General features: G+C 71.3%; 24 protein-coding genes and 1 riboswitch. Of the genes, 7 read left to right on the forward strand and 17 right to left on the reverse strand.

Annotated features, from left to right (window positions below; all coding sequences use genetic code 11):
• Window positions 1-76: 76 nt before the first annotated feature.
• Window positions 77-337: a hypothetical protein gene (locus tag J7E94_RS28875; protein WP_215019749.1), complete on the forward strand. Its 261-nt coding sequence runs from the start codon at window positions 77-79 to the stop codon at window positions 335-337.
• Window positions 338-394: 57 nt separating this feature from the next.
• Here J7E94_RS28875 and J7E94_RS28880 read toward each other — a convergent pair whose 3' ends face one another.
• Entirely contained in the window at window positions 395-1,729 is a 1,335-nt protein-coding gene (locus tag J7E94_RS28880) for an aminotransferase class I/II-fold pyridoxal phosphate-dependent enzyme (RefSeq protein WP_215019750.1), read from the reverse strand.
• 37 nt (window positions 1,730-1,766) lie between these two features.
• Here J7E94_RS28880 and J7E94_RS28885 point away from each other — a divergent pair, with 37 nt between their 5' ends.
• Window positions 1,767-2,438, forward strand: coding sequence for a pyridoxamine 5'-phosphate oxidase family protein (locus tag J7E94_RS28885; RefSeq protein ID WP_215019751.1), 672 nt, complete (start codon window positions 1,767-1,769; stop codon window positions 2,436-2,438).
• Here J7E94_RS28885 and J7E94_RS28890 read toward each other — a convergent pair.
• Together J7E94_RS28890 and J7E94_RS28895 are read right to left on the reverse strand one after the other, a co-directional pair.
• Entirely contained in the window at window positions 2,420-3,403 is a 984-nt protein-coding gene (locus J7E94_RS28890) for an EamA family transporter (RefSeq protein ID WP_308345498.1), read from the reverse strand. The genes J7E94_RS28885 and J7E94_RS28890 overlap by 19 nt on opposite strands.
• Before the next feature lie 162 nt (window positions 3,404-3,565).
• Window positions 3,566-4,522, reverse strand: coding sequence for a DMT family transporter (locus J7E94_RS28895; RefSeq protein WP_215019752.1), 957 nt, complete (start codon window positions 4,520-4,522; stop codon window positions 3,566-3,568).
• A gap of 170 nt (window positions 4,523-4,692) precedes the next feature.
• Here J7E94_RS28895 and J7E94_RS28900 point away from each other — a divergent pair, with 170 nt between their 5' ends.
• Window positions 4,693-5,121, forward strand: coding sequence for an SRPBCC family protein (locus tag J7E94_RS28900; RefSeq protein WP_215019753.1), 429 nt, complete (start codon window positions 4,693-4,695; stop codon window positions 5,119-5,121).
• Window positions 5,122-5,217: 96 nt separating this feature from the next.
• Here the strand turns inward: J7E94_RS28900 and J7E94_RS28905 are convergent, their stop codons facing one another.
• Entirely contained in the window at window positions 5,218-5,838 is a 621-nt protein-coding gene (locus J7E94_RS28905; RefSeq protein WP_215019754.1) for a PadR family transcriptional regulator, read from the reverse strand.
• A gap of 295 nt (window positions 5,839-6,133) precedes the next feature.
• On the opposite strand from J7E94_RS28905, the gene J7E94_RS28910 reads away from it, so the two are divergent.
• On the forward strand, window positions 6,134-6,955 hold the full coding sequence (locus tag J7E94_RS28910) for a PhzF family phenazine biosynthesis protein (RefSeq protein WP_215019755.1): 822 nt from the start codon (window positions 6,134-6,136) through the stop codon (window positions 6,953-6,955).
• Between the two features lie 9 nt (window positions 6,956-6,964).
• Here J7E94_RS28910 and J7E94_RS28915 read toward each other — a convergent pair whose 3' ends face one another.
• Window positions 6,965-7,786: a CPBP family intramembrane glutamic endopeptidase gene (locus tag J7E94_RS28915; protein ID WP_251057381.1), complete on the reverse strand. Its 822-nt coding sequence runs from the start codon at window positions 7,784-7,786 to the stop codon at window positions 6,965-6,967.
• Window positions 7,787-7,891: 105 nt separating this feature from the next.
• Window positions 7,892-9,424, reverse strand: a complete 1,533-nt coding sequence (locus J7E94_RS28920) for a glutamate-cysteine ligase family protein (protein WP_215019757.1) — start codon at window positions 9,422-9,424, stop codon at window positions 7,892-7,894.
• Window positions 9,425-9,919: 495 nt separating this feature from the next.
• Between J7E94_RS28920 and J7E94_RS28925 the strand changes: the two genes are divergently transcribed.
• Both J7E94_RS28925 and J7E94_RS28930 read left to right on the forward strand, forming a co-directional pair.
• Complete coding sequence (locus J7E94_RS28925; RefSeq protein WP_215019758.1) at window positions 9,920-10,540, forward strand: hypothetical protein; 621 nt, start codon at window positions 9,920-9,922, stop codon at window positions 10,538-10,540.
• A gap of 273 nt (window positions 10,541-10,813) precedes the next feature.
• Complete coding sequence (locus J7E94_RS28930) at window positions 10,814-11,002, forward strand: DUF5999 family protein (protein WP_285440842.1); 189 nt, start codon at window positions 10,814-10,816, stop codon at window positions 11,000-11,002.
• A gap of 82 nt (window positions 11,003-11,084) precedes the next feature.
• Here the strand turns inward: J7E94_RS28930 and gcvP are convergent, their stop codons facing one another.
• Window positions 11,085-13,970 carry an aminomethyl-transferring glycine dehydrogenase gene (gene gcvP / locus J7E94_RS28935; RefSeq protein WP_215019760.1) on the reverse strand — a complete coding sequence of 962 codons (2,886 nt, stop codon included), beginning with the start codon at window positions 13,968-13,970 and terminating at the stop codon, window positions 11,085-11,087.
• A gap of 196 nt (window positions 13,971-14,166) precedes the next feature.
• A riboswitch (glycine riboswitch) is annotated at window positions 14,167-14,265 on the reverse strand.
• 112 nt (window positions 14,266-14,377) lie between these two features.
• Between gcvP and J7E94_RS28940 the strand changes: the two genes are divergently transcribed.
• Complete coding sequence (locus J7E94_RS28940) at window positions 14,378-14,746, forward strand: PRC-barrel domain-containing protein (RefSeq protein ID WP_215019761.1); 369 nt, start codon at window positions 14,378-14,380, stop codon at window positions 14,744-14,746.
• On the opposite strand, the gene J7E94_RS28945 is transcribed toward J7E94_RS28940, so the two are convergent.
• From J7E94_RS28945 to J7E94_RS28990, 10 genes are all read right to left on the reverse strand, one after another.
• Complete coding sequence (locus J7E94_RS28945) at window positions 14,747-16,273, reverse strand: DNA polymerase IV (protein ID WP_215019762.1); 1,527 nt, start codon at window positions 16,271-16,273, stop codon at window positions 14,747-14,749. It lies immediately after the preceding gene.
• Between the two features lie 52 nt (window positions 16,274-16,325).
• Window positions 16,326-16,964 (reverse strand): MerR family transcriptional regulator, encoded by a 639-nt coding sequence (locus tag J7E94_RS28950; RefSeq protein WP_215019763.1) that lies wholly within the window; start codon window positions 16,962-16,964, stop codon window positions 16,326-16,328.
• Window positions 16,965-17,180: 216 nt separating this feature from the next.
• Window positions 17,181-17,657 (reverse strand): bifunctional nuclease family protein, encoded by a 477-nt coding sequence (locus tag J7E94_RS28955; RefSeq protein WP_042812692.1) that lies wholly within the window; start codon window positions 17,655-17,657, stop codon window positions 17,181-17,183.
• A gap of 52 nt (window positions 17,658-17,709) precedes the next feature.
• Window positions 17,710-18,483 (reverse strand): MerR family transcriptional regulator, encoded by a 774-nt coding sequence (locus tag J7E94_RS28960; protein WP_215019764.1) that lies wholly within the window; start codon window positions 18,481-18,483, stop codon window positions 17,710-17,712.
• 46 nt (window positions 18,484-18,529) lie between these two features.
• Window positions 18,530-19,474, reverse strand: a complete 945-nt coding sequence (locus J7E94_RS28965) for an FHA domain-containing protein (RefSeq protein WP_215019770.1) — start codon at window positions 19,472-19,474, stop codon at window positions 18,530-18,532.
• Window positions 19,475-19,559: 85 nt separating this feature from the next.
• Entirely contained in the window at window positions 19,560-20,405 is an 846-nt protein-coding gene (locus J7E94_RS28970; protein WP_251057383.1) for a DUF881 domain-containing protein, read from the reverse strand.
• A gap of 5 nt (window positions 20,406-20,410) precedes the next feature.
• Window positions 20,411-20,743 (reverse strand): small basic family protein, encoded by a 333-nt coding sequence (locus J7E94_RS28975; RefSeq protein WP_030158423.1) that lies wholly within the window; start codon window positions 20,741-20,743, stop codon window positions 20,411-20,413.
• Entirely contained in the window at window positions 20,740-21,648 is a 909-nt protein-coding gene (locus tag J7E94_RS28980; RefSeq protein WP_215019766.1) for a DUF881 domain-containing protein, read from the reverse strand. The genes J7E94_RS28975 and J7E94_RS28980 overlap by 4 nt, the downstream gene beginning before the upstream one ends.
• 114 nt (window positions 21,649-21,762) lie before the next feature.
• Entirely contained in the window at window positions 21,763-24,258 is a 2,496-nt protein-coding gene (locus J7E94_RS28985; protein ID WP_215019767.1) for a mannose-1-phosphate guanyltransferase, read from the reverse strand.
• A 100-nt stretch (window positions 24,259-24,358) separates the two neighbouring features.
• The gene (locus tag J7E94_RS28990; RefSeq protein WP_215019768.1) at window positions 24,359-24,949 is read right to left on the reverse strand and encodes a CDP-alcohol phosphatidyltransferase family protein; all 591 of its coding nucleotides are present in this window, start codon (window positions 24,947-24,949) and stop codon (window positions 24,359-24,361) included.
• Between the last annotated feature and the right edge of the window lie 93 nt (window positions 24,950-25,042).

The following is a 25,042-nucleotide window of genomic DNA, read 5'->3' on the forward strand; positions in this document are numbered from 1 at the left end:
TCGCTAACTCACCGGCATTGGTCTGACCAGTGCTAACCTCCCGGCGATCACCACACACCGCCTTGGGGGGCATCACATGGGCATCGGCGTCTTTCTCCTGGCCTTCGGCCTGACCGCCGTCATCGGAGGCGGCTGGGTCGCGCTGAACATCCGCGGCTCGGCCGTGGCGCTGGAGCGCATGGCCGAGACCAACACGCAGATGCGCATGCGGGCCCGCGGCGACCTCGGGCCCGCCCCACGGCGCATGTCCAGCGCCCTGTACCGCCTCCTCGGGACGGTGATCACCCTGGCCGGGTGCATGCTCACCCTGGTCAGCCTGGTCGAGGTCACCGGCTGACCGGTCGACCGGTTCGGCCGGTTCGGCCGGCCAAACCGGACCACGGGCTCACGGGGGTCAGTCGTAGCGGACCCCCGGCGTCCCCGGCCGGACCGCCTCGGCGACGGCGTCCGCCAGCCGCGGCACATCGGCCGGCGTGAGCAGGGACACCGACAGCCGCACGCCCGGCGGGGACTCGACCCGGAACCGGGCCCCCGCCGAAACCGCCCACCCGGCGGCCAGCAGCCGCGTCACAGCCCCCGTCTCGTCCGCCACCGGCACCCACACGTTCAGCCCGCTGCGCCCGTGGGCCCGCACACCCCGCTCCGCCAGCGCCGCCACCAGCCCGTCGCGCCGCTCCCCGTATGAGCGGGCCACCGCGGTCCGGTCCACCGCCCCCGAGGTCCACAGCTCCACCACCGCGTACTGGAGCAGCCGGCTCACCCACCCCGGCCCCAGCCGCTGCCGCCCGCGCACCCGGTCCAGCGTCACCGGATCACCGGTGAGCACCGCCAGCCGCAGGTCCGGGCCGTACGCCTTCGCCACCGACCGGATCAGCGCCCAGTGCCGGGTCACCCCGCCCAGCGGGTGCAGGGGCTCGTCCACGATCCCGTGCCCGTGGTCGTCGTCGACGACCAGGACCCCGGGATGCTCCGCCAGCAGGGCCCGCAACCGAGCCGCCCGCTCCGCGCTCACCACCGCCCCGGTCGGGTTCTGCGCGCGGGCGGTCACCAGCAGCGCGCGCGCCCCGGCCGCCAGCGCCCGGGCCACCGCCTCGGGGCGCGGACCGTCGTCGTCCACCGCCACCGGCAGGATCCGCAGCCCGAGGGCCGGCATCAGGTCCAGCACGTTGCCCCACCCCGGGTCCTCGACCGCGACGGCGTCTCCCGGCTTCAGGTGGGCGGCCAGCACCCGCTCGATCCCGTCCAGCGCGCCCGAGGTCAGCGCGATCGGCCCCTCCGGCACCCCGTCGGCGTCGAGGTCGGCCCGGGCCAGCTGCGCCAGTTCCGGGGCGACCGGGTCCTCCCCGTAGAGGGTCGGCGCCTGCGCGGACCGCCGGGCGGCCGCCGCCAGCGCCCGGTCCAGCGGGGGCAGCAGCGACGCGTCGGGGTTGCCCGCGGTGATGTCGCGTACGCCCGCGGGCACGGCCGTGCGCAGCGCGTCGCGCGGGGCGCTCGCCGGGCGGGCCCGCACCCGGCTGCCGCGCCGCCCGTCGGTCTCGATGACCCCGCGCTCGCGCAGGGTCCGGTACGCGGCCGCCACGGTGTTGGGATTCACCCCCAGCTCACCCGCCAGCTCCCGCATCGGCGGCAACAGCGCTCCCGGCGCGAGCGCCCCCGAGCCCACACCCTCTTCGACACTCGCCGCGATCTCGGATGCGCGGCGCCCTCTGATCCGATAGTCTTCTAGCACAAAACACAGTATGCACTAATGCAATGGAGTTCGCAGCATGACCGCCACGTCTGTCACCGACGCGTACGCGCCCACCGACCGCACGGTCCCGACGCGCTCCCCCAAGCGGGCCCGCTACGACCGCGAGACGGTGCACTCGATACTCGACCAGGCCTACGTCTGCCACCTCGGCTTCATCCGCGACGGCGCGCCGGTGGTCCTGCCCACGCTCTTCGGCCGGGTCGGTGAAGCCCTCTACATCCACGGCTCCACCGGCTCCCGCCCCCTCCTCGCGGCCGGCAAGGCCGACCCGGGCCTGCCGGTCTGCGTGACCGTGACCCACGTCGACGGCCTGGTGCTGGCCCGCTCGGCCTTCCACCACTCGCTCAACTACCGCTCGGTGGTCGTCCACGGCACCGCCTACCAGGTCACCGACGAGGAGGAGTGCCGGATGGCGCTCGACGCCCTCGTGGACCACGTCGTTCCGGGCCGCTCCGCGGACTCCCGGCCCGCCAACAGCAAGGAACTCGCGGCCACCGCGGTGATCCGCCTGGACCTCACCGAGGTGTCTGCGAAGATCCGTACGGGCGGGCCGAACGACGATGCCGAGGACATGGACCTGCCCTACTGGGCGGGCGTGGTCCCGGTCGCGCCGGCGTACGGAACCCCCGTACCCGCCGCGGACCTGGGCCCCGGCATCGCCACCCCGGGCTACCTCGCCGCGCTCTGAGACCGCCGCGCAACGGCGGCGGGCCGGCCGGCCTGCTCACCGGCCCGCCCGCCCGCCGGCCTCCCCGCCTCCGCCGCGATCAGCGCCCCCACCGCCGCCAGCAGCAGTACGGTGCCCAGCACCACGGCGCCGGTCAGCCGCTCCCCGAGCAGCAGGACGGCGATCACCGCCGCGCTCACCGGCTCGATCAGCATGATCACCGACACGGTCGCGGCCCGTACGGCGGCGGCCCCGGTGAAGTAGAGCGCGTACGCCAGCGCCGTCGGCACGGTCGCGACGTACACCAGCAGCCAGAGCACCCGCCCGATCTCGGCGGTGTGCGGCAGCAGTCCCTCCACGGCGGCGAGCGGCAGCAGGCACACCGCGCCCACCCCGACCGACCAGGCGGTGGTGACGAGGGGATCACCGCCCGCCCCGCGCTGCCCGAGCCAGCGGGCCCGCAGCGTCATCGCCGCGTATCCGGCGGCCGACAGCAGCGCCCAGCCGACGCCGATCGGGCGCACGTCACCTCCCCCGCTGCCCAGGACCAGGACGGCCAGCCCGGCCAGCGCTCCCGCGACGGCGGCCGCGCCCCCGCGCCCGAGCCGCTCGCCCATCCAGTACCGCGCCCCGAGCGCGATGAGCACGGGCCCGGCGCCCAGGGTGACCACGGTGGCGACCGCGAGTCCGGTCTCGCGCACGGCGGCGAAGTAGGCGGCCTGGAAGAGCGTGAACATCAGCCCGGTCGCGATCAGGGACCCCGCCGAAGGCCGTGCCCGGCCGAGAACGGGGCGGGGCCGGCGTACGGCGAACACCCCCAGCAGCACCGCGAGCCCGCCCGCGCACCGCCAGAAGGACAGGGCGAGCGGACCGAGGTCACTGGCGAGGAAGAGGAGGGAGGCGGCCGCCCCGGCGGTGCCCCAGGCGGCTCCGGCGACGACGAGGTACAGCAGACTGCGCCCGGCAGCGGGCGAAACGTTCGACACGAGATGTCTCCGCGCATGCGTGAAGGATGAAAGAGGAAGGTCATCGCTTCGCGGACAGCGCGCACCCGCCCGGGAACTCCCCGGGCCGGGTGGGTTTCGTGGAGGGGCCGCCCGCGCTAGGCGGCGGGAGGCGGAAGCACGGTCGACGGCATGATCGCCACCCTATGCGGTGGTCCTCTCGCGGTCCAGCACGGCCGGATCGGCGGCGGCCGGCGGGGTCGGCCGGGAGGACTGCGCGATGAAGGCGCCCCCGAGCACCAGGCCGCCGCCGACGATCTGCCAGGTCGAAAGGTGCTCGCCGAGCAGGATCCAGGCGAGCACGGTGGCGACGACCGCCTCCAGGCAGGCCACCACGCCCGCGACCTGCGGGGACAGCTTGCGCACCGAGACCACGCCGGTCAGGTAGGCGAAGACGGTCGCGACCAGCACCACCCAACCGAGCAGCACGGGCGCGGGCATCATCGTCCCGCCGACCGAGGCCTGACCCTCCAGCACCCGCCAGTCGATCTCCCACGGCCGGGCGATCGCCGTCATCACCAGGGCGCCGACGATCATGCCGTACGCGATCACCCCGAGCGGGTCGGGTACGTCGTCGCCGTCGGTCCCCTGGTCGGCGAAGACGAAGTAGAAGGCCTGGCAGCAGGCGGCGGCGAGACCGAACAGCACGCCGAGCAGGTCCAGGCTCAGCCCGGCCCAGATCTCGACCACGCAGGCCAGGCCGACGACGGCCACGGCGGCGCCGGCCGCGGCGCCCCGCGTCACGGGCTTGCGCTGCACGAAGCGGATCCAGCCCAGCAGCAGCGCCGGCCCGAGGTACTCCAGCAGCAGGGCCACGCCGACGGGGATCCGGGACAGGGAGGCGAAGTAGAAGGCCTGCACGCCCGCGACGGCGACGAGACCGAAACCCGCCAGCAGGGCGGGCTTGCGCCGCACGAGATCGCGGTGGCGCCAGGCCAGCGGGGAGAGCACGAGCGCTGCCCCGGCCACCCTGAGCCAGACCATGTGGAGGGGGTCCAGTCCCGCCTCGATCAGCGGCTTGGCCGCCACTCCGGAACCACCGAAAGCGAACGCCGAGACCAGGGCGAGCCCCAGTCCGGCGTTTTTCCCTGTCGCTTGCATCGGGCCATCATGGCAGGGCCCGGTCAGGACCGTCACAGACATGACACCTGTTGAGATGCACCCGACACCGCGGGCGCCGGCCTGCGATATCTGACTGGTCGTCAGTATTGAATGTTCCGCCCGCCGGGGCTACGTTCCGCCGCACGTACCCGACGAGAAGGGGTGGTCGCATGGCCGAAGTCACCGCGGAATCACGCATCGAGGCGCCCGCCGCGAAGGTCTGGTCCCAGCTGACGGACTGGGACGCGTACGGCCAGTGGAGCATGACCCACACCAATTTCCCGAAGGGCGGCCCGGAGACCCTCGCGGTCGGCTCCGCCTTCGCCGAGAACATGAAGATGATGGGCTTCCCCGCCGAGGTCGTCTGGACCGTCTCGGAGCTGGAGGACGAGCGCGTCTTCGCCATCACCGGCAAGGGCCCGATGGGTGTGGCCGTGCTGACCCGGTACACCCTGATCCCGGACGGCGGGGCCACCACCGTCCGCATCGACGGCGAGTTCACCGGAGCCGCCGTGTCCCTCATGGCGGGCAAGCTCAAGGACTCGGCCACCGCCGCGCTGAACGAATCACTCCGCAAGCTGGCCGGCCTGGTCACCTGACCTGCCCGGCCCTGACCTGCCCGTTCACACCCCTGCCGACGACAGCGCGCCCCGCGGGAAGACCCGCGGGGCGCGCTGCGTGCAGGCCGGGCACACTCAGTGCTCGTCGGCGAGGATCAGATAGAGCTTCTTGCGGGCGTCGTTGATGACGGCGAGGGCTTTCTCCCGCTGCTCGGGCGAGCCTGTCTTGAAGACCTGCCCGAAGGCCTCCATCAGGCCGACGCCGGCCGTCCGGATCTCGTGCATCGCCTCGAAGTCGAAGCCGCGCCCCGCATCGGCCCAGGGGGCATCGGGGCCCGACTCGGCCTCGGCGCGGCCCGCGTCGGTGAGCGTGAACAGCTTCTTGCCGCCGTCGCTCGCGCTGGTGATCAGGCCCTCGTCCTCCAGCAGCTGGAGGGTCGGGTAGACCGAGCCGGGGCTGGGCTTCCAGGCTCCGCCGCTGCGCTCGCCGATCTCCTGGATCATCTCGTAGCCGTGCATCGGCCGGTCGGCGAGCAGCGCCAGGATCGAGGCGCGCACATCGCCCCGCCGGGCCCGGCCGCGCCCTCCGCCGCGCCCGCCGCGTCCTCCGAAGGGCCCGCCGCCGAAGGGCGGCCCGAACGGCCCGAAAGCGGCGCGCAGCCCCCTGAACTCCTCCCGACGGTCGGGCCCGCAGTGGCCGTGGCCCCGTCCGTGCTCATGCCCGTGGTCGTGTCCGTGCTGTCCGTGTGAACGCATGACTGCGCTCCTTTCGCCACATCGTCGTCGCTTCATCGGTTCTCCGATGTTCTCCACTATCGATGACCGCTCGCGATGTGTCAACGATATATCGGGATGCGTCATCGACAGTCGCGCCGATTGCACACCTTGGAGGATTGGCGGCCGCACTTCCGGGCGATAGGCCTACAGGTGTGTGCTGTGCCGGCCGCGGGAGGCCCTGGACCGCTCCGCCGGGCGCTACATCAACCTCGCAAGGCCACTCACCCCGGATTGGCCTTTGTCCGTGATCAAGGAGGACCCCTACCGTCGGGGCATGCGCATCCGAATCGTCGACGCCTTCACCGACCGCCCCTTCAGCGGGAACCCCGCCGCCGTCCTGCTCCTGGACGGCTCGTTCCCGCCGGACACCTGGCTCCAGCAGGTCGCCACCGAGATGAACCTCTCCGAGACCGCCTTCGCGCACCCCCTGCCGCCGGGCGGGGAAGCCGACTGGGCGCTGCGCTGGTTCACCCCGGCCGCCGAGGTCGACATGTGCGGCCACGCCACCCTCGCCACCGCGCACGTACTGGCGACCAGCGGGAGGGCCACGGGCCTGATCCGGTTCGCCGCGCGCTGCGGCATCCTCACGGCCGAGGCCGCCGAGGACGGCACGGTCACCATGGACTTCCCGACGTCGTCCCTCACCCCGGTCCCGGCACCGACCGCGGTGGACCACGCGCTCGGCGGCGCCCCGATCCTCTCCGTGCACGACACCGCCCCGCACATCGGCGACCTCCTCGTCGAGCTCGCCGACGAGAACACCGTGCGCGAGCTGGAGCCGGACCACGCCGCCCTGCGCGCCTTCGCCAGGCGGGGGGTGATCGTCACCGCGCCCGCCGAGGACCCCTCCCGCGGGTACGACTTCGTCTCCCGCGGCTTCTTCCCCGCCTTCGGCATCGACGAGGACCCCGTCACCGGCAGCGCGCACACCGCGCTCGCCCCCTTCTGGGCGAGCCGCCTGGGCCGCAACGAACTGACCGGTCTCCAGGGCGGAGCCCGCCAGGGCCTGGTCCGGGTCACCCTGGCCGGCGAGCGGACGCTCCTGACCGGTCACGCGGTCACCGTCCTCGACGGGGAACTGCTCACCAGCCCCTGACCGGGCCGGTCAGGGCGTCGGCAGCCAGCCCACCTTGCCCGCGAGCAGCGCGTACCCGCCGAAGGCCACGATGTCGAGCAGCGCGTGCGCGACGACGAGCGGCCCCACGCGGCCCCAGCGGCGGTAGGCCAGCACGAAGACGACGCCCATCACCACGTTGCCGATGAAGCCGCCGATGCCCTGGTAGAGGTGGTACGAGCCGCGCAGCACCGAACTGGCCAGCAGCGCGGCCATCGGCGACCAGCCCAGCCGGTCCAGCCGCCGCAGCAGGTAGGCCAGCACGATGACCTCCTCCACCACGGAGTTCTGCACCGCGGAGAGGACCAGGACGGGGAACTTCCACCACACGTCGGGCAGCGCCTCCGGCACCACCGTGAGGTTGAAGCCGGTGGCCCGGGCGCCCAGGTAGAACACCAGCCCCGCGCTCCCGATCCCGGCCGCCACGAGGGCCCCGCGCCCCAGGTCCCACACGGGCCGGGTGCGGTCGAAGCCCAGCACCCGCAGCCCCGGCACGCCCTCGCGGGTCAGCAGGTGCGCCACCAGGAGGACGGGGACCAGCGCGGTACCGATGCCGAACAGCTGCCAGGCCAGGTCCAGCCAGGGCCGGCCGGGGGCGTAGGAGCCGTTGAGCGTGGCGGCCTGGTCCTTGAGCCCGCCCGGCTTGGTGAGCGAGCCGATGAAGCTGATCAGCGCCGAGACCCCGCTCGCGCCCAGCGACAGCGCCAGCACGAGCAGCGTCTCGGCGCGCAGGACCCCGCGCCGCCCGTCCTCGCCCAGCTCCACGACCACCGGCTCCGGCTCCGTGCGCACGCCCGACTCCCGTCCCGCCATCCCGCTGCGCCATCGCAGGGCGAAATTCCGTTTCCGACCTCCCCATACTGCCTCCTCGGCGGCCCGGGGGGATCATCGCGGCGGGTTGACGGGACCGGCGGCCGCTCAGGTCCCGCGCCGGCCGGGGATCACCACCTCCTCTCCCAGCCCCACGGGCCAGGTGTGCACGGGGTCGCCCTTGTGCATCAGCTCGCTGTAGCGCCGAGTGGTCGCGGCCAGTGCCTCTTCCCGCGCCAGCCCGCCCGCCAGGGCCCGGTGGTAGGTGTCCACCTGCCAGGTCGCCCCGTTCACCCGCCGCCGGCAGCGCTCCTCGATGATGCCGAGGTAGCGGTCCCGGTCCGCGGGCTCGATGCCCCAGGCGTCCAGGCCGGCCGCCGCCATCGGCAGCAGCTCCTCCAGGACCAGCCGTACGGCGGGCACACTGGCCAGCCCGCCGCCCCGCCCCCGGCGCGGCCACCGCAGCCGCGCGTCGATCCCGTACCGGCAGGCCGCGTCGAAGTTGGCCTCCGCCTCGGCGAACGGCAGCCGCGTCCACACCGGGCGCGGCTCGTCCGCGAGGGTGCGTACGAGCCCGTAGTAAAAGGCGGCATTGGCGACGACATCGGCGACCGTGGGCCCGGCGGGCAGCACCCGGTTCTCCACCCGCAGGTGCGGCACCCCGTCGGCGACCCCGTACACCGGCCGGTTCCACCGGTAGACGGTGCCGTTGTGCAGCACCAGCTCCTGGAGCCCCGGCACCCCGCCCTCCGCGAGGACCCGCAGCGGCTCCTCCTCGTCGCAGATCGGCAGCAGAGAGGGGAAGTAGCGCACGTTCTCCGCGAAGAGCTCGTACGCCGAATCCACCCAGCGCTCCCCGAACCAGGTGCGCGGGCGCACACCCTGGGCCTGGAGCTCGGGCGGCCGGGTGTCCGTGGCCTGCGTGAACAGCGGCGGCCGCGACTCCCGCCACAGCTCGTGCCCGAACAGGAAGGGCGAATTGGCGCCGACGGCTATCTGCACGGCCGTCACCGCCTGCGCCGCGTTCCACACGTCCGCGAAACGCGCCGGAGTCACCTGCAGATGGAGCTGTACGGAGGTACAGGCGGCCTCGGGCACGATCGACCCGGAGGTCCACACGAGCCGCTCGACGCCGTCGATGTCGAGCGTGAAGTCCTCCCCGCGCATCATCAGGATCTGCTCGTTGAGCAGCGAGTAGCGGTCGACCGCCGACAGGTTGGCGGTGACCAGGTCCTCGCGGGAGATCGTCGGAAGAATGCCGATCATCACCACGCCGGCATCGATCTCCGCGGCCTGCCGGTGGGCGTAGCCGAGCCCCGCGCTGAGTTCCTCGGCCAGCTGGTCGAATACCCGGCCGCCGAGCCGGTGGGGAAGGACGTTCACCTCCAGGTTGAACATTCCCAGCTCCGTCTGGAAATCGGGGCTCGCAATCCGCTCCAGCACCTGCGCATTCACCATTCTCGGCAAACCGTCGGCACCCGCGAGATTCAGCTCGATCTCCAGTCCCATCAGGTTCTTCGGGCGATCGAACCTCTTCTCCGCCAGAAGTCGCTCCAGTCCCTCCAGGCACTCGTGAAGCTTCCTTCGATACCGCTGCCGATCGGACAGGTCGAATCCGCCTGCCACGACCTTCTCCCCCATCGAAGCGTCCCTCCTCGAGTGGGCCTGGCACGGGACACCCAGGCGCGCGTTACGGTCGATGATGCCCCGGCAGCGTGATCCATAACGCCCTGGGGGGCGCGAGTGGCGAGGAGCGCGCGCCGGTTTGGCCGAAGGGAGCTTCGGCACATTCACCTGGCAATTTTCCGCCCGCACATTCCCCCTCGACTTTGCCCCTTCCAAATCACCGATGCTTTCCAGCCGAGCCCCCGTCCGGTAACCTCCGAGGTCAGGGCGACATGTTCGCGCAGATCCGGCATGAAAGCCATGTCAGCGGGACCGGTAAGCGCCTTGTCGGCAATAGGCGGGACAGCTAGACGAAACACTGCGTGAACACATGTCGTATAAACTCCGCAAACGAGGCAGAGAGTTGGCGCGCGGCCATTGCCCCTCAGCCCCCCTCTGGCCCCAGAATGCGACAGCCCCGTCCGCACCTGCCCCCGTTCCACCGGTCTCCCAAGTGAGAGGCGACCCACCATGCCGCTGCATGTCCCTCCGGCTCCCGCGCCCGCCCTGCGCAGCGTCCTCGCGGCACTCGGTTCCCCCACCGCCGTCCATGAGGCGCACACCCCGGCCCTGCGCGCGCTCCAGGGGCCGATGACCGCCGAGCTCCCCCTCCCGGTGCACGTCCTCGACCGGCTGACCATGTCGGGCCTGGCGGCCGGCGGCCGGCCGCCCCGTACCCGGCTCACGGGCTGGCGGTTCCTGATCCGCAGCGGCGACCGCTATGTCGCGGCCGCCGACACCCGCCTGACACCGGACGGCTGGGCCTTCTCCCATTTCTTCGAGGGCCCCTACGTCGCCGCCACCGAGCGCGCGCTGCGCCAGGCGGAATCGCTCGGCACGAGCTACCAGCCCCGCCTGCTGTCCGTACCGGAGCTGTACATGCTGACCCTGTGGCTGCACGGGGCGGTCGGCGCCGACGCCTCCGCCGGCCTGCCCGCCGGCGAGGACCTGCTGGTGCCCCTGGCCCCGGCCCCGCCCGGCATCGCCGCGTACCGGCCGCACTCCGTCTCCGAGCTGCTGCCCGTACTGACCCGCCGGCTGACTCCCGCGACGGCGCCGGTCCCGCCCTCGCTGGCCGCGCCGGCCGCCTGACCTGCCCGGTGGCCCGAGTTGCCCATTCGGCCTAGCCCGCTCGGGCCACTGGCGAACCATCCGAAAGGACAGGGGAGTTGGCCTGAACCGCCCGCACGAGTGATGCGTCATCAATCTATGAGGACAGCTGGCGGGAAATGCCTGCGAAGCAGCTGTCGTGGGGGAAGACTGATGACAAGCTCCCCGCAGGTGCGGGGATGACCCAGGGGGACGGCCATGAACCACGCATCGAGCCGTAGCACGCAGACCACACCGCAGCGAAAGAACGCATCCATGTGCCAGCACCAGCCAGCCTGCCCGTCAGCCGACTCCGCCGACCGGGAGGCCGCGCACCCCGTGGCCAACCACCCGGAACAGGGCTGGAGCCTGCTGTGCAATGGCGTCCTGCTCTTCGAGGACACCGGTGAGCTGCTGCCCGACGGCCAGATCATCGCACCGCACCGCCCGCTCGCGGCGGCCTAGCCGACGGGAGCAATGACGAAGGGGCCGGCCCGGGAGAACCTCCCCGGACCGGCCCCTCGCTCATGCCGTCACATCACACGGATCAGTTGTCGTACTCGTCCAACGGCGGGCAGGAGCACACCAGGTTGCGGTCGCCGAACGCACCGTCGATGCGGCGCACCGGCGGCCAGTACTTCTCGGCGGCCGTGACCCCGCCCGGGAAGACGGCCTCGGCACGGGTGTACGGGTGGTTCCACTCGCCGCCCAGCGCCGCCGCCGTGTGCGGGGAGTTGGCCAGCGGGTTGTCGTCCACCGGCCACTCGCCGGCCGCGACCCGCTCGATCTCGCCGCGGATGGCGATCATCGCGTCGCAGAACCGGTCGATCTCGGCGAGGTCCTCGGACTCCGTCGGCTCGATCATCAGCGTGCCCGCGACCGGGAAGGACATCGTCGGCGCGTGGAAGCCGTAGTCGATCAGGCGCTTGGCGATGTCGTCCACGCTCACGCCCGTCGCCTTCGACAGCGGGCGCAGGTCGATGATGCACTCGTGCGCGACCAGGTTGCCCGGCCCGGTGTAGAGCACCGGGTAGTGCGGCTCCAAGCGCTTGGCGATGTAGTTGGCACCGAGCACCGCGACCTGGGTGGCGCGCTTGAGGCCCTCGCCGCCCATGAGGCGCACGTACGACCACGAGATCGGCAGGATGCCCGCCGAGCCCCACGGCGCCGCCGAGATCGGGCCGACGCCCGTCTCCGGACCGGCGGTCGGCTGGAGCGGGTGGTTCGGCAGGTACGGGGCCAGGTGCGCCCGGACGCCGACCGGGCCGACGCCCGGACCGCCGCCGCCGTGGGGGATGCAGAAGGTCTTGTGCAGGTTCAGGTGCGAGACGTCGCCGCCGAAGTGACCCGGCTTGGCCAGGCCCACCAGGGCGTTGAGGTTGGCGCCGTCCACGTAGACCTGGCCGCCGGCGTCGTGCACCTGGGCGCAGATGTCGGCGACGTGCTCCTCGAACACACCGTGCGTGGAGGGGTAGGTGATCATCAGCACGGCGAGCTCGTCGCGGTACTGGTCGATCTTGGCGCGCAGGTCGTCCGCGTCCACCTCGCCGTCGTCGGCGGTCTTGACGACGACGACCCTCATGCCGGCCATCACGGCGCTGGCGGCGTTGGTGCCGTGCGCGGAGGACGGGATGAGGCAGACGGTGCGCTGCTCGTCGCCGTTCGCGCGGTGGTAGGCGCGGACGGCCAGCAGACCGGCGAGCTCACCCTGGGAGCCGGCGTTCGGCTGGATGGAGACCTTGTCGTAGCCGGTGACCTCGCAGAGACGTTCCTCCAGCTCGGTGATGAGCGTGAGGTACCCCTCGGCCTGCTCCACGGGGGCGAACGGGTGCAGCTGGCCGAATTCGGGCCAGGTGACCGGCTCCATCTCGGTGGTCGCGTTGAGCTTCATGGTGCAGGAGCCCAGCGGGATCATGCCGCGGTCCAGCGCGTAGTCCTTGTCCGAGAGCTTGCGCAGGTAGCGCAGCATCGCGGTCTCGGAGCGGTGCTGGTGGAAGACCGGGTGGGTGAGGTACGCGTCCGAGCGCAGCAGGCCCTCGGGCAGGGTGTCGTCCGTGGTCCCGTCGAGGGCCTCGATGTCCGCGCTCACGCCGAAGGCAGCCCAGACGGCCTCGATGTCGGCGCGCAGGGTGGTCTCGTCGCAGGCGACGGAGACGAGGTCGGCGTCGGCCTGGAAGAGGTTGACCCCGCGCCCGCGGGCGGCGGCGACGACCTCGGCCGCACGGCCCGGCACGCGGGCCGTGACCGTGTCGAAGTACGAGCCGTGCACGATCTCCACGCCCCCGGCCTGGAGACCCGCCGCGAGCAGGGCCGCGTAGCGGTGCGTCCGGCGGGCGATCGTGCGCAGGCCGTCCGGGCCGTGGTAGACGGCGTACATGGCGGCCATGACGGCCAGCAGCACCTGAGCGGTACAGATGTTGCTGGTGGCCTTCTCGCGGCGGATGTGCTGCTCGCGCGTCTGCAGCGCCAGGCGGTAGGCCTTGTTGCCGTCCGCGTCCACGGAGACGCCGACGAGGCGGCCCGGCAGCGAACGGGCGTGCTTGGCCTGCACGGCCATGTAGCCGGCGTGCGGTCCGCCGAAGCCCATCGGAACGCCGAAGCGCTGCGTGGTGCCGACGGCGATGTCCGCGCCCAGCTCGCCAGGGGAGGTCAGCAGGGTCAGGGCGAGCAGGTCGGCCGAGACGGTGACGATGGCACCGAGCTCGTGCGCCTGGTCGATGAGCGGCTTGATCTCCCGTACGGCACCGGAGGCGCCCGGGTACTGGATCAGGACGCCGAAGACACCGCGCTCGGCGATCTCGGCCGGGATGCCCTCACTGAGATCGGCGACGACGACCTCGACACCGGTCGGCTCGGCGCGGGTCTCGATGACGGCGATGGTCTGCGGCAGCGCGTCGGCGTCGATCAGGAAGACGCCGTCCTTCACCTTGCCCACGCGGCGGGCGAGCGACATGGCCTCGGCGGCCGCGGTGCCCTCGTCGAGCAGCGAGGCACCAGAGGTCGGCAGCCCGGTGAGGTCGGCGACGACGGTCTGGAAGTTCAGCAGCGCCTCGAGGCGGCCCTGCGAGATCTCCGGCTGGTACGGGGTGTACGCCGTGTACCAGGCCGGGTTCTCCATGACGTTGCGAAGGATCACCGGCGGGGTGAAGGTCCCGTAGTAGCCGAGACCGATCATCGAGGAGAGGACTTGGTTGCGGTCGGCGAGGGAGCGCAGCTCGGCGAGCACCTCGGCCTCGGTGCGCGCCTCGGGCAGGTTCAGCGCTTCTGCGGTCTTGATGACATCCGGCACCGCCGCGGCGGTCAGTTCGTCCAGGGAGCCGTAGCCCACCTGGGCGAGCATCTTCGCCTGCGCCTCGGCATCCGGGCCGATGTGGCGCTGCTCGAAGGGGATGCCTCGCTCCAGCTGGGAGAGCGGAATGCGGTTGGCGGTCATGACGGAGGCCTCCTGGTCGTATGACCTGCGAGGGGCACCACGGCGCGGGCACCCGGACGGCCTCCCCCTCTGTCATCTCAACCTGAGAGTTTCACCGGGCCTCACAGGGGTCACCTGCGCGATCCGGCTTTCACCGTCGGTGAGGAGGGGAACCGGCACTGCGCGCCCGGTACCCGCCCCTGCTTTCCAGAGTGGCCTCGTCCGTGCGGTACGTATGCCTGAGAGATTCCGGGGAGGATTTGCTCCTTCGGCGCCTCCGTCACGCTCACTCGGAGGACTCTCCCGCACAGGGTCGACAGCCATCACCCAGCCTACCAGCGAGGATTTGGACACTCCCCGAGTGGCCTGCTTTCCCGATATGCACTTCTGTAGTGCTTACGGAGGAGTTGCGACCATTTGGAGGGACCGTGCAGACCGACATCGATCCGCGCAGCCTGATCGGCCGCAAGGCGTTCGACCGCAACGGCACCAAGATCGGCACCGTCGACGAGGTCTACCTCGACGATGCCACGGGCGTCCCGGAATGGGCCGCCGTCCGCACGGGCCTCTTCAGCCGGGACGCCTTCGTGCCGCTGGAGCCCAGCGAGCTGGTGGGCGACACCCTTCGGGTGCCCTTCGACCGCTCCCTCATCAAGGACGCTCCGGACTTCGGCGTCGGGCGCCACCTCTCCCCCGAACAGGAGCTGCAGCTCTACCACCACTACGGCCTGGACGTGACCCTCCCGACGGACTTCCAGCGCGACTTCGGCCACCTGGCCGGCGACGACAGCACCTAGCTAGGTCCCCGTCGGCTGCCCGTCCGGCTCCGCGTCCCCCACCAGCGGCAGCGGATCGGACGGCTCCAGATCGGCGTCCTCCACCCGGAAGGTCCGCACCCGGCCGGGCGGCGATCCGGGCTGCTCGAACCGTACGGTCACCCGCCCGACCCCGCTGCCCTGCACCCACCCGGCCCCGTACACCGCATGCCTTACGTCGCTCCCGGCCGGCCACCGCCGCTCGGGCACGGGTTCCGCTTCGCCGGGGCCCTCGGGGCGGCTCTCCGGCCCCGGCGCCCGGCCCGGGGGCGCCAGGGCCTCCGGCGCGCCCCCGCCGACCGCGGTAGGCGCACTGCCCGGCTGCGAACCCTCCGACCCGTTCCCTCCACCGGCCCCGCCCGCCTCGGCGGCGACCACCCCGGGTGCCGCCTCGGGTGCCGCCTCGGCGACCGTCCCGGCGGCCGGCGTCTCTGCGGCCAGCGCCTGGGCGAACAGATCCTCCTGGGTGTAGTCCGCCAGCCCGGTCACCCCCACCCCCAGCAGCCGCACCCCGCCCGTGGTGTCCACACCCTCCAGCAGCCGCGCGGCCGCCTCCCGCACCACCGCGGGGTCGTCCGTGGGCCCCCGCAGGGTCTCCGACCGCGTCAGGGTGGAGAAGTCGTACCGCCGCACCTTCAGCACGATCGTGCGCCCCGAATGCCCGGCCCCCCGCAGCCGCTGCACGCACCGGTCGGCGAGCCGCTGCACCTCGCCCCGGATCCGCACCCGGTCGTGCAGGTCCACGTCGAAGGTGTCCTCCACCGACACCGACTTCGCGTCCCGCTCCGCGACCACGGGCCGGTCGTCCAGCCCCAGTGCCATCCGGTACAGCCCCACGCCGTGCGAGCGCCCCAGCATCCGGACCAGCTCGTCCTCGCCGGCCTCCGCCAGGTCCCCCACCGTGGTGATCCCGGCGCGGCGCAGGTGCTCACCGGTGGCCGGCCCCACCCCGGGCAGGGTCCGCACCGACATGGGCGCGAGGAGCTCCCGCTCGGTACCCGGCTCGATCAGCAGCAGACCGGCCGGCTTGGCCTCCTCGGACGCCACCTTGGCCAGCATCTTGGACCCGGCCAGCCCCACCGACCCGCTGAGCCCCGTGGCGGCACGGATGTCCGCCCGCAGCCGCTCCCCCGTCACCCGGGCGGTCTGCGCGTCGAAGGCGGTGCCGCCCGCCTCCAGGTCCACGAACGCCTCGTCCAGGCTGAGCGGCTCCACCAGCGGCGACAGCTCCCGCAGCAGGGCCATCACCACGTCGCTGACCTCGCGGTACAGGCTGAAACGCGGAATCAGACAGGCACCGTTCGGGCAGAGCCGCCGCGCCTGCGCCATCGGCATCGCCGAATGCACCCCGAAGCGCCTGGCCTCGTAGGAGGCGGTGGCGACGACCCCCCGCGGCCCGAGCCCGCCGACGATGACGGCCTTCCCGCGCAGGCTGGGCTTCGACGCCTGCTCGACGGAGGCGTAGAAGGCATCCATGTCCAGATGCAGGATGGTCGGCGCGGCTCTCACACCCCGATGCTGCCCTACGCCACTGACAACGCGGTGATCGTCGGCTCGCAGGTCACACGGCCCGGTTGCGGCGGGCGGCCAGCTCGTCGGCCGGGTTGTGCCCGACCAGGGTCTCGCCGGTGTCCACGCGCTCCCCGTGCAGCTGCGACAGCGCGCTCTCGACATCGCGCCAGACCACGCCCACGGCGATGCCGAAGATGCCCTGCCCGCCCTGGAGCAGGCTCACGACCTGGTCCGGCGAGGTGCACTCGTACACGGTGGCGCCGTCGCTCATCAGCGTCATCCGCTCGAGGTCCGAGAACCCGCGGTCACGCAGGTGCTGCACGGCCGTACGGATGTTCTGGAGCGCCACTCCGGTGTCGAGGAAGCGCTTGACGATCTTGAGGACCACGACGTCGCGGAAGCTGTACAGCCGCTGCGTGCCCGAGCCGTAGGCCGCCCGCACACTCGGCTCCACCAGCCCGGTCCGCGCCCAGTAGTCGAGCTGCCGGTACGTGATGCCGGCCGCGGCACACGCGGTCGGCCCGCGGTAGCCGATCTGCTCGGGCGCCGGGTCGCCGCCCACCGGTCCGACCGGTGTCGACTCCGGCTGACGGCGCGCGGAACCCACCGCGCTGCCGTGCAGCGGGTACGGTCCACCGTCACTCCGTACGGGGATGCCCCCGGTCGTACCGTCGCCCGTGATCCTCACGCCGACCCTCCGTCCTTGACCTGCCACCTTGAAGGTAGGCAGTCACCAGGGGTGCGTCAACGATCGCCACACTCGGCACGCCGAGTGATAATCACCCTGAGAGTGGTTTCCCGTATCCGTTTCCGGGGAAAGGCTACTCGAATGGGCTGAAACTTCCCCGTGGACGACACAGCCGAACACAACCGACGTGATTGACGCGTCCGGCGCCTCAGCGCCTCACTGCTGCGGGCCGGTGCCGAAGTCCTCTGGCGAGATCTGGTCGAGGAACTCGCGGAATTTCTCCACCTCGTCCTCCTGCTCGTCGGGAATGGCAATCCCGGCGTCGTCGAGCACGCCGTCACTGCCGTAGATCGGAGTCCCCGTCCGCAGGGCCAGGGCTATGGCATCGGAAGGCCGCGCGCTCACCTCGACCCCGCTGGCGAAGACGAGCTCCGCGTAGAAGACGCCCTCCCGCAGATCCGTGATCCGGACCTCGGTGAGCTCCTCGCCGACCGCCTCCAGCACGTCCTTGAACAGGTCGTGCGTCAGCGGCCGGGCAGGGGCCATCCCCTGCTGCGCGAAGGCAATGGCGGTCGCCTCCCCTGGACCGATCCAGATGGGGAGGTACCGGTCGCCTCCCACTTCACGCAGGAGCACGATCGGTTGGTTCGAGGGCATTTCCACCCGGACACCCACAACGTCGAGCTCGTTCACACAGTAACCCTAGGACCTGCCCGGCCGGTTTGGGTAGTCGGGGCCCCCTCCATCACGGCAGGCGGACCCCGAGGGCCGTCTGCACAAGGGCTTCGTGGAGCCGTACGGAGAGTCCCGCGAGTTCTTTCATGGTCGCCTCGGCATGTGCCCTGGTCTGCGGGTTGCGGTGCCTCCGCAGCGGCGCCACGACCTGCTCCACCAGGCCCGCCTCCCGGTCCGCGGCAGCCTTCATCGCGCGCAGGTGCCGCGGCTCCAGCCCGAACCGCCCCAGATCGGCGACCAGCCGGGCCACGGTGACGGCCTCGGCGTCGAATCCGCCGCCCGGCGCCTCGGTGAGCAGCCCGTACGACTCCCACTCGACCAGCTGGACCTCGTCGACGCCGGCCGCTGCGAGCAGCTCGGCGCGGCCCACCCGGGCCACGGTCGGCCGCTCCCGGCCCACCTCGCCGTAGACGGCCGCGGGGCTCGTGGGATCAACGGCATCCGCGTGCGCGGTGGGCGCCGGGATACGGATCTGCTCACCGCGGGCGAGCGCGTCGAGCTGCTCGCGGATGACCTTCAGCGGGAGATAGTGATCGCGCTGCAGACGCAGGATGCGGGCCAGCCGCTCCACGTCCTCGGTGCTGAACTTGCGGTATCCGGAGGGTGTGCGCCTGGGCTCGACGAGCCCCTCCGCCTCCAGGAAACGGATCTTGGAGATCGTGACTTCGGGAAACTCGTCACGCAGCGTGGTGAGCACCGTGCCGATGCTCACCAGCCGCCCGGCCGAGCCCGCGGTACCGGCGGTGCCGTTCTTCGGGGCACCGCCGGTGGGGGTACGCAGCATGGGACCTTCCCTCTGGGGATCCCCCCGGACGGAGTCGGGGGGAGGGTCAGACGCCCCGCAGGCTCGCGTAGAAGACCAGCCGGTACTTGCCGATCTGCACCTCGTCGCCGTTGTGCAGGGCCACGGAGTCGATCGGCTCACGGTTCACATACGTGCCGTTGAGGCTGCCGACATCGGAGACGGTGAAGCCGCCGTCCTGGCTCCTGCGGAATTCGACATGGAGCCGGGAGACGGTGACGTCGTCCAGGAAGATGTCGCTCTGCGGGTGCCGGCCCGCCGTGGTCAGCTCTCCGTCCAGCAGGAAGCGGCTGCCCGAGTTGGGGCCGCGCCGCACGATGAGCAGGGCGGAACCCGGGGGCAGCGCCTCCACCGCGGCCTGGGCCTCGGGGGACAGCGAGGACGACACGTGCTGTTGTCCCGATACCTCGGCCTCATAGGCCTCGAGGCCCGAGATCGAGATGGTGGACGTGGTCTCCGAAGCACGCTCCGGCGTCAGACCCGCCCGCAGCGGCGCCCCGCAGTTGGAGCAGAACCGACTGGCCGCATCGCTGCGGTGTCCGCACCTGCTGCAAACCTGCTCGGCCGACATGGACGGCTCCTCGCGCCGCGGCTGCCCCGCGGAGGCATTGGTGGCATACGGGTCGGAGGCAAACCCTCCACCCGTACTTGAGGTTGATGGTTCACCGAAACCTATGCGTCCGGTACCAGCAGGGTCAACAGACGACGCGCCGTACGCGCCCGAATGGTCGCCGGCGCCCGCGACCTCGTCCCGGAAGAGCGGCCGGTCGCCCTGCCCTTCCACATCACCGTCCCCGGCGCGGTGACGTGCCGCACCGCTTTCCTCACGGTTCTTCTTGCCGAACAACTTCTCAAACCACTTCACGGGCGATTCCCCTTGACCGAAACAGACCCGCCCGTGGGGCAGGACGAACTCCGAATACACACACCTGCCGATCCGGACATCCTCACAACGTCCGTAACCACCAGACAGTTTCCACCACGCACCGCGACTTCGGTGCGCCGACCCCCCGCAGGCATCCGCCCGCGTGAGCCGGTCCGCTTTCCGCTCCGTTTCCTCACGATGACGACCGAGCGTAGTCAGGCTGCTTCGCAGCCCGCAAGGCGTCCACAACGATCTTCGCCGACCGTGTGACGGTGACGGTGGCCTGTTCCTTCTCCAACGTCTGGACGACACCGCCGGGGATGTTGAGCGCCGGCTCCAGATCCTGGGCCTTGCCGATCACCCGGAACTCGTAAGGCTGTGTGATCTTCTTACCGTCGATCCCGACCCCGTCGCCCTCGTCCGAGAAGTACGAGCCCGCCACGATGCGCACGCCGTTGATCTGGATCGCCTCGGCCCCGGCCGCCCGCAGCTCCTGAAGCGTGTCCAGCAGCTGGTCGGACCGCACCTGGCCCTTGGAATCGGTGATCTTCAGCGTGATGCCCGGGCCCTGCGCTGCCACCGTACCGGCCAGGATGCCGAGTTGGCGCTCCTTCTCCACGGTCTGCTTGCGGGCCTCCTCGGCCTGATTGGAGCTGCTCTCCAGCTCCTTGCGCTGATCCTCCAGCTGCTGCTTCTCGTCCTCCAGGCGCTTGGTCCGCCCGTCGAGCTCGTCGAGGATCCGTACGAGGTCCTCCTGACGGGCCCCGCGCAGCGCGCTGGAGTCGCTGTTCGACCGGACCTGGATGGCAAGGCCCAGGCCCAGGACGAACAGCAGCAGCGCGACGATCAGTTGGGCCCGGCTCACCCGCGGCGGCCACAGCCCGGCCGCGAGCCGCTGCCGGCCGGTCTGCTCGGGCGGCTCCGGCACGTCGGCCGGCGGCGCGGCGGGCACCGGGGGAACGGGCGGGACCGGGGGAACGGCCGCGCCGGAGGCATCCTGCCCCTCGGGACGCTCGGGCGGGGTGTCGCTCGTACTCATCGGCCTCACGCCCGGAACACGTGCCGGCGGATGGCCGCGGCGTTGGAGAAGATGCGGATGCCGAGGACCACGACCACGCCCGTGGACAGCTGCGAGCCCACGCCCAGCTTGTCACCGAGGAAGACGATCAGCGCGGCCACGACCACGTTCGACAGGAACGACACCACGAAGACCTTGTCCACGAAGATGCCGTCCAGCATCGCGCGCAGACCGCCGAACACCGCGTCCAGCGCCGCCACCACGGCGATCGGCAGATATGGCTCCACCACGGCCGGCACTTCGGGCCGGACCAGAAGCCCGACCACCACTCCGGCCACGAGGCCCAGTACCGCGATCACGATGCACCCTTCTGCTGCTCTGCTGCTGTAGCTGTACGTACGGTCAGACTCGACGCGGCGGGCAGCCGCACCTCGTCCGCGGCGGACAGGGTGTAGCGGATCCCGTAGCTCTCCTGGAGAACGTGCAGGTACTGGCCGTCCGCCGAGTCCTGGAAAGCGGTGCCGAGCCGCTTCTTGTCCCCCGCCGCCAGCACCTCGTACGGCGGCGCCAGCGGCCTGTTGTCGACCAGTATCGCGTCACCCGCGGCCCGGATGGCCGAGAGCGCCGTCAGCCGCTGCCCGTTGATCGAGACGGCCTCTGCCCCGGACTGCCACAGCCCGTTGACGATCTTCTGCATATCGCGGTCGCGGAGCCGGCCGGTGTCCGAGAAGCCGGCGCTCTCGCGCGGACCGCCTCCGCCGCCCGAGGAGGCGCCCTTCGCGTCGTCCACCACCAGCTTGATCCCGGGCCCCCGGACCTCCGTGGCACCGGCCAGCAGCGCCACGAGATCGCCCTGCCCCCCGCCCGGCTGCTTGAGCGCGGCCCGCTGGCGGTCGGCGACATTCGTCCGCAGGCGCTCGATGTCCCGCTCCAGACCGTCCGCGCGCTCACCGGCCCGCTCCACCCGGTCGATCAGTTCCTGACGCTCCTTGGCCAGCACCGGCGCGGCCACCCGCGCCTCGGCGGCTCCGAGCGTGACGACCATGGCGGCGAACACGAGCCCGGCGGCGAGCGCCAGTTTCGCCTTGAGGGTGCGGGGCAGCCCAGCCGTCCCCTCCGCCTCGCGCCGGGCCGCGGCCTCCGCATAGCCCTCGTCGAGACTGTGGTCCATCACGTGCGTCAGCAGCGACATGGAGGCGTCCGGGCGCGCGGGCGGAGGGAACGCCGAACTCCGGTTGTGGGGCGGCTGCGACATGTCGCACATCGTCGCATGTCGGCGCCGCACACACCGAATGCACCCGTCCGGCCGACAGGGCCCGGGGACTGCCCCGCGCCCGGTCGGCCGCACTTAGGTCATACGCAGCTCAGCTCCCTGCACTCAGTGCCCGGCGCCGTCCACCACGGCCGCCCACTCGTCGAGCAGGGCCTGCGCCGAGGCGTCGTCGGGACCCTCGGCCCACAGGTGGGTGACCGCCTCCGCCGTATCGGGCAGGACCAGCGCCCAGCGTCCGTCGGCTTCCACGACCCGCACCCCGTCGGTGGTGTCCACCGTCCGGTCGCCGGCCGCCTCCACGACCCGGCGCATCACGAGCCCCTTCACCGCCCAAGGCGTCGGCACGTCCCGCTTGAGCACGTGGGCCCGCGGGATGCGGGCGTCGATCTGGCTCAGCGTGAGCTGCGTCCGCGCCACCAGCCCGAGCAGCTGCACGAAGGCCGCCGACCCGTCGAAGACACTGCTGAACTCGGGAACGATGAACCCGCCCCGGCCGTCTCCACCGAAGATGGTGTCCTCCGCCCGGCCCACCCGCGTCAGATCGTCGGGCGAGGTCGTCGTCCACTCCACCTGCGTGCCGTGGTAAGCCGCCACCTGCTCGGCGACCCGCGTCGTGGTCACCGGCAGCGCCACCTTGCCGCTCCGCTTCTCCGCGGCCACCAGGTCGAGCATCACCAGCAGCGCGCGGTCGTCCTCGATGATCCGCCCGCGCTCGTCGACCAGGGAGATCCGCTCGCCCACCGGGTCGAAACGCACACCGAAAGCGGCCCTGGCCGAGGCCACGATCTCCCCGAGCCGCACCAGCCCGGCCCGCCGGGACTCGGTGGTCTCCGTCGGCCGGGACTCGTCGAGCCCGGGATTGATCGTCAGCGCGTCCACGCCGAGCCGGCCCAGCAGGCTGGGCAGCACAAGGCCGGCACTGCCGTTGGAGGCATCCACGACGACCTTGAGCCCGGCGTCGCCGATCCCCGTCGTGTCCACCTGCCGCAGCAGCGAGCCCGTGTAGGAGTCGAAGACGCTGGAGGGGAACTGCAGGTCGCCGATCTCGCCGGGGAACGCCCGCCGGTACTCCTGACGCGCGTACACGCGGTCCAGCTTGCGCTGCCCCGCCTGCGAGAGGTCCGCGCCCCGCTCGTCCAGGAACATGATGTCCACCGAGTCCGGCACCCCGGGCGAGGTCCGCAGCATGATCCCGCCGGCACTGCCCCGCGCGGTCTGCTGCCGCGCCACGGGCAGCGGTACGTTCTCCAGGTCCCGTACGTCGATGGCACTGGCCTGGAGCGCGGAGATCACAGCCCGCTTGAGCGCTCTGGCGCCCCGGGAGTGGTCACGGGCCGTGGTGACGATCGCCCCCTTCTTCAGGGTCGTCGCATAGGCGCCGGCGAGCCGGACCACGAGCTCCGGGGTGATCTCCACATTGAGGATTCCGGAGACCCCGCGGGCCCCGAACAGATGTGCCTGTCCGCGGGACTCCCAGATCACCGAGGTGTTGACGAAGGCGCCGGCCTCGATGGTCTTGAACGGGTAGACCCGGACGTTCCCCTGGACGATCGATTCCTCACCGACGAGGCACTCGTCGCCGATGACGGCGCCGTCCTCGATCCGCGCGGCCCGCATGATGTCGGTGTTCTTCCCGATGACGCAGCCGCGGAGATTGCTGTGGGGGCCGATGTACACGTTGTCGTGGACGACGGCCCTGTGCAGGAAGGCCCCGCTCTTGACGACGACGTTCGACCCTACGACGGTGTGCTCGCGGATCTCGGCTCCCGCCTCGACCTTGGCGTAGTCCCCGATGTACAGGGGCCCGCGCAGCTCCGCGTCAGGGCTGACCTCGGCTCCTTCGGCGATCCACACTCCGGGGGAGATCTCGAAGCCGTCCATCTCGACCTGGACCTTGCCCTCGAGCACGTCGGCCTGCGCCTTGACGTAGCTCTCGTGCGTGCCGACGTCCTCCCAGTAGCCCTCGGCGACGTAGCCGTAGATCGGCCGGCCTTCCTTCATCAGCTGCGGGAAGACGTCTCCGGACCAGTCCACCGAGACATCCGCGTCGACGTAGTCGAAGATCTCCGGCTCCATCACGTAGATGCCGGTGTTGATGGTGTCGGAGAAGACCTGCCCCCAGGTCGGCTTCTCCAGGAAACGCTCGACCTTTCCTTCCTCGTCCACGATGGTGATGCCGAATTCCAGCGGATTCGGCACGCGGGTCAGGCAGACGGTGACGAGGCCGCCCTTCTCCTTGTGGAAGCGGATGAGATCGGTGAGGTCGAAGTCGGTGAGCGCATCGCCGGAGATGACAAGGAACGTATCGTCCTTCAAGGCCTCCTCGGCATTCTTCACGCTGCCGGCGGTGCCGAGTGGCTTCTCCTCGTTGGCATAGGTGAGCTCCATTCCGAGCTCTTCGCCATCCCCGAAGTAGTTCTTGACGAGCGACGCCAGGAACTGCACGGTGACCACGGTCTCATTGAGCCCATGCCGCTTGAGCAGCCTGAGCACGTGCTCCATGATCGGCCGGTTGGCCACCGGCAGGAGCGGCTTGGGCATGCTCGAGGTCATAGGGCGAAGGCGCGTACCTTCGCCACCGGCCATCACGACGGCCTTCATGTCGGAAGAGTCCTCCTTGAGAGACGACGGTCGGGCCGACCTCACCCGCATCTCCGGCGGTGACTCCGCAACCTTCCGCGTCATCCGGCGCCCGGCGGGCTCAATCGGCCGTGGCGTCCGCCTTCACGAGACGACGGACTTGGACCACGTAAAGGATTCCTGCCCACCAATAGAGGGTTGTACCCCATCCCGCGAACGCCCATCCGAAAACTGCGCCCGTCCAGGCCAACCAGCCCGTGCCGTCACTGAGCAGCAGCAAGGGGAACGCGTACATCAGGTTGAAGGTGGCGGCCTTGCCGAGGAAGTTGACCTGCGGCGGCGGATAGCCGTGGCGGCGCAGGATCCACACCATGACCAGCAGCATCAGTTCGCGCGCCAGGAGCGCTCCGGTGAGCCACAGGGGCAGAATCTCGCGATACGTCAGGCCGAAGAGCGTCGACAGGATGTACAGCCGGTCCGCGGCCGGATCCAGCAGCCGGCCGAGGCTGCTGATCTGATTCCAGCGGCGTGCGAGTTTCCCGTCGAGGTAGTCACTGACCCCGCTGAGCATGAGGACGGCCAGGGCCCACCCGTCGTGCTTCGCCAGGATCAGCCACAGGAACACGGGCACGCCGACGAGGCGAGCCATGCTCAGGACGTTCGGAATGGTGAAAATTCGGTCAGTCTGAACCCGAGTCTCCTGGACCTCCACCCGGGGGCCTCCACTGTGCTGTAGAAAAGTAGAACGATGCCCTCTGACCCTACAGGAGCCCGTCCGCGCCCTGAACGCAGAAAAGCCCCGCAC

The organism is Streptomyces sp. ISL-94 (assembly GCF_018614075.1).
Classification (GTDB): Bacteria; Actinomycetota; Actinomycetes; order Streptomycetales; family Streptomycetaceae; genus Streptomyces.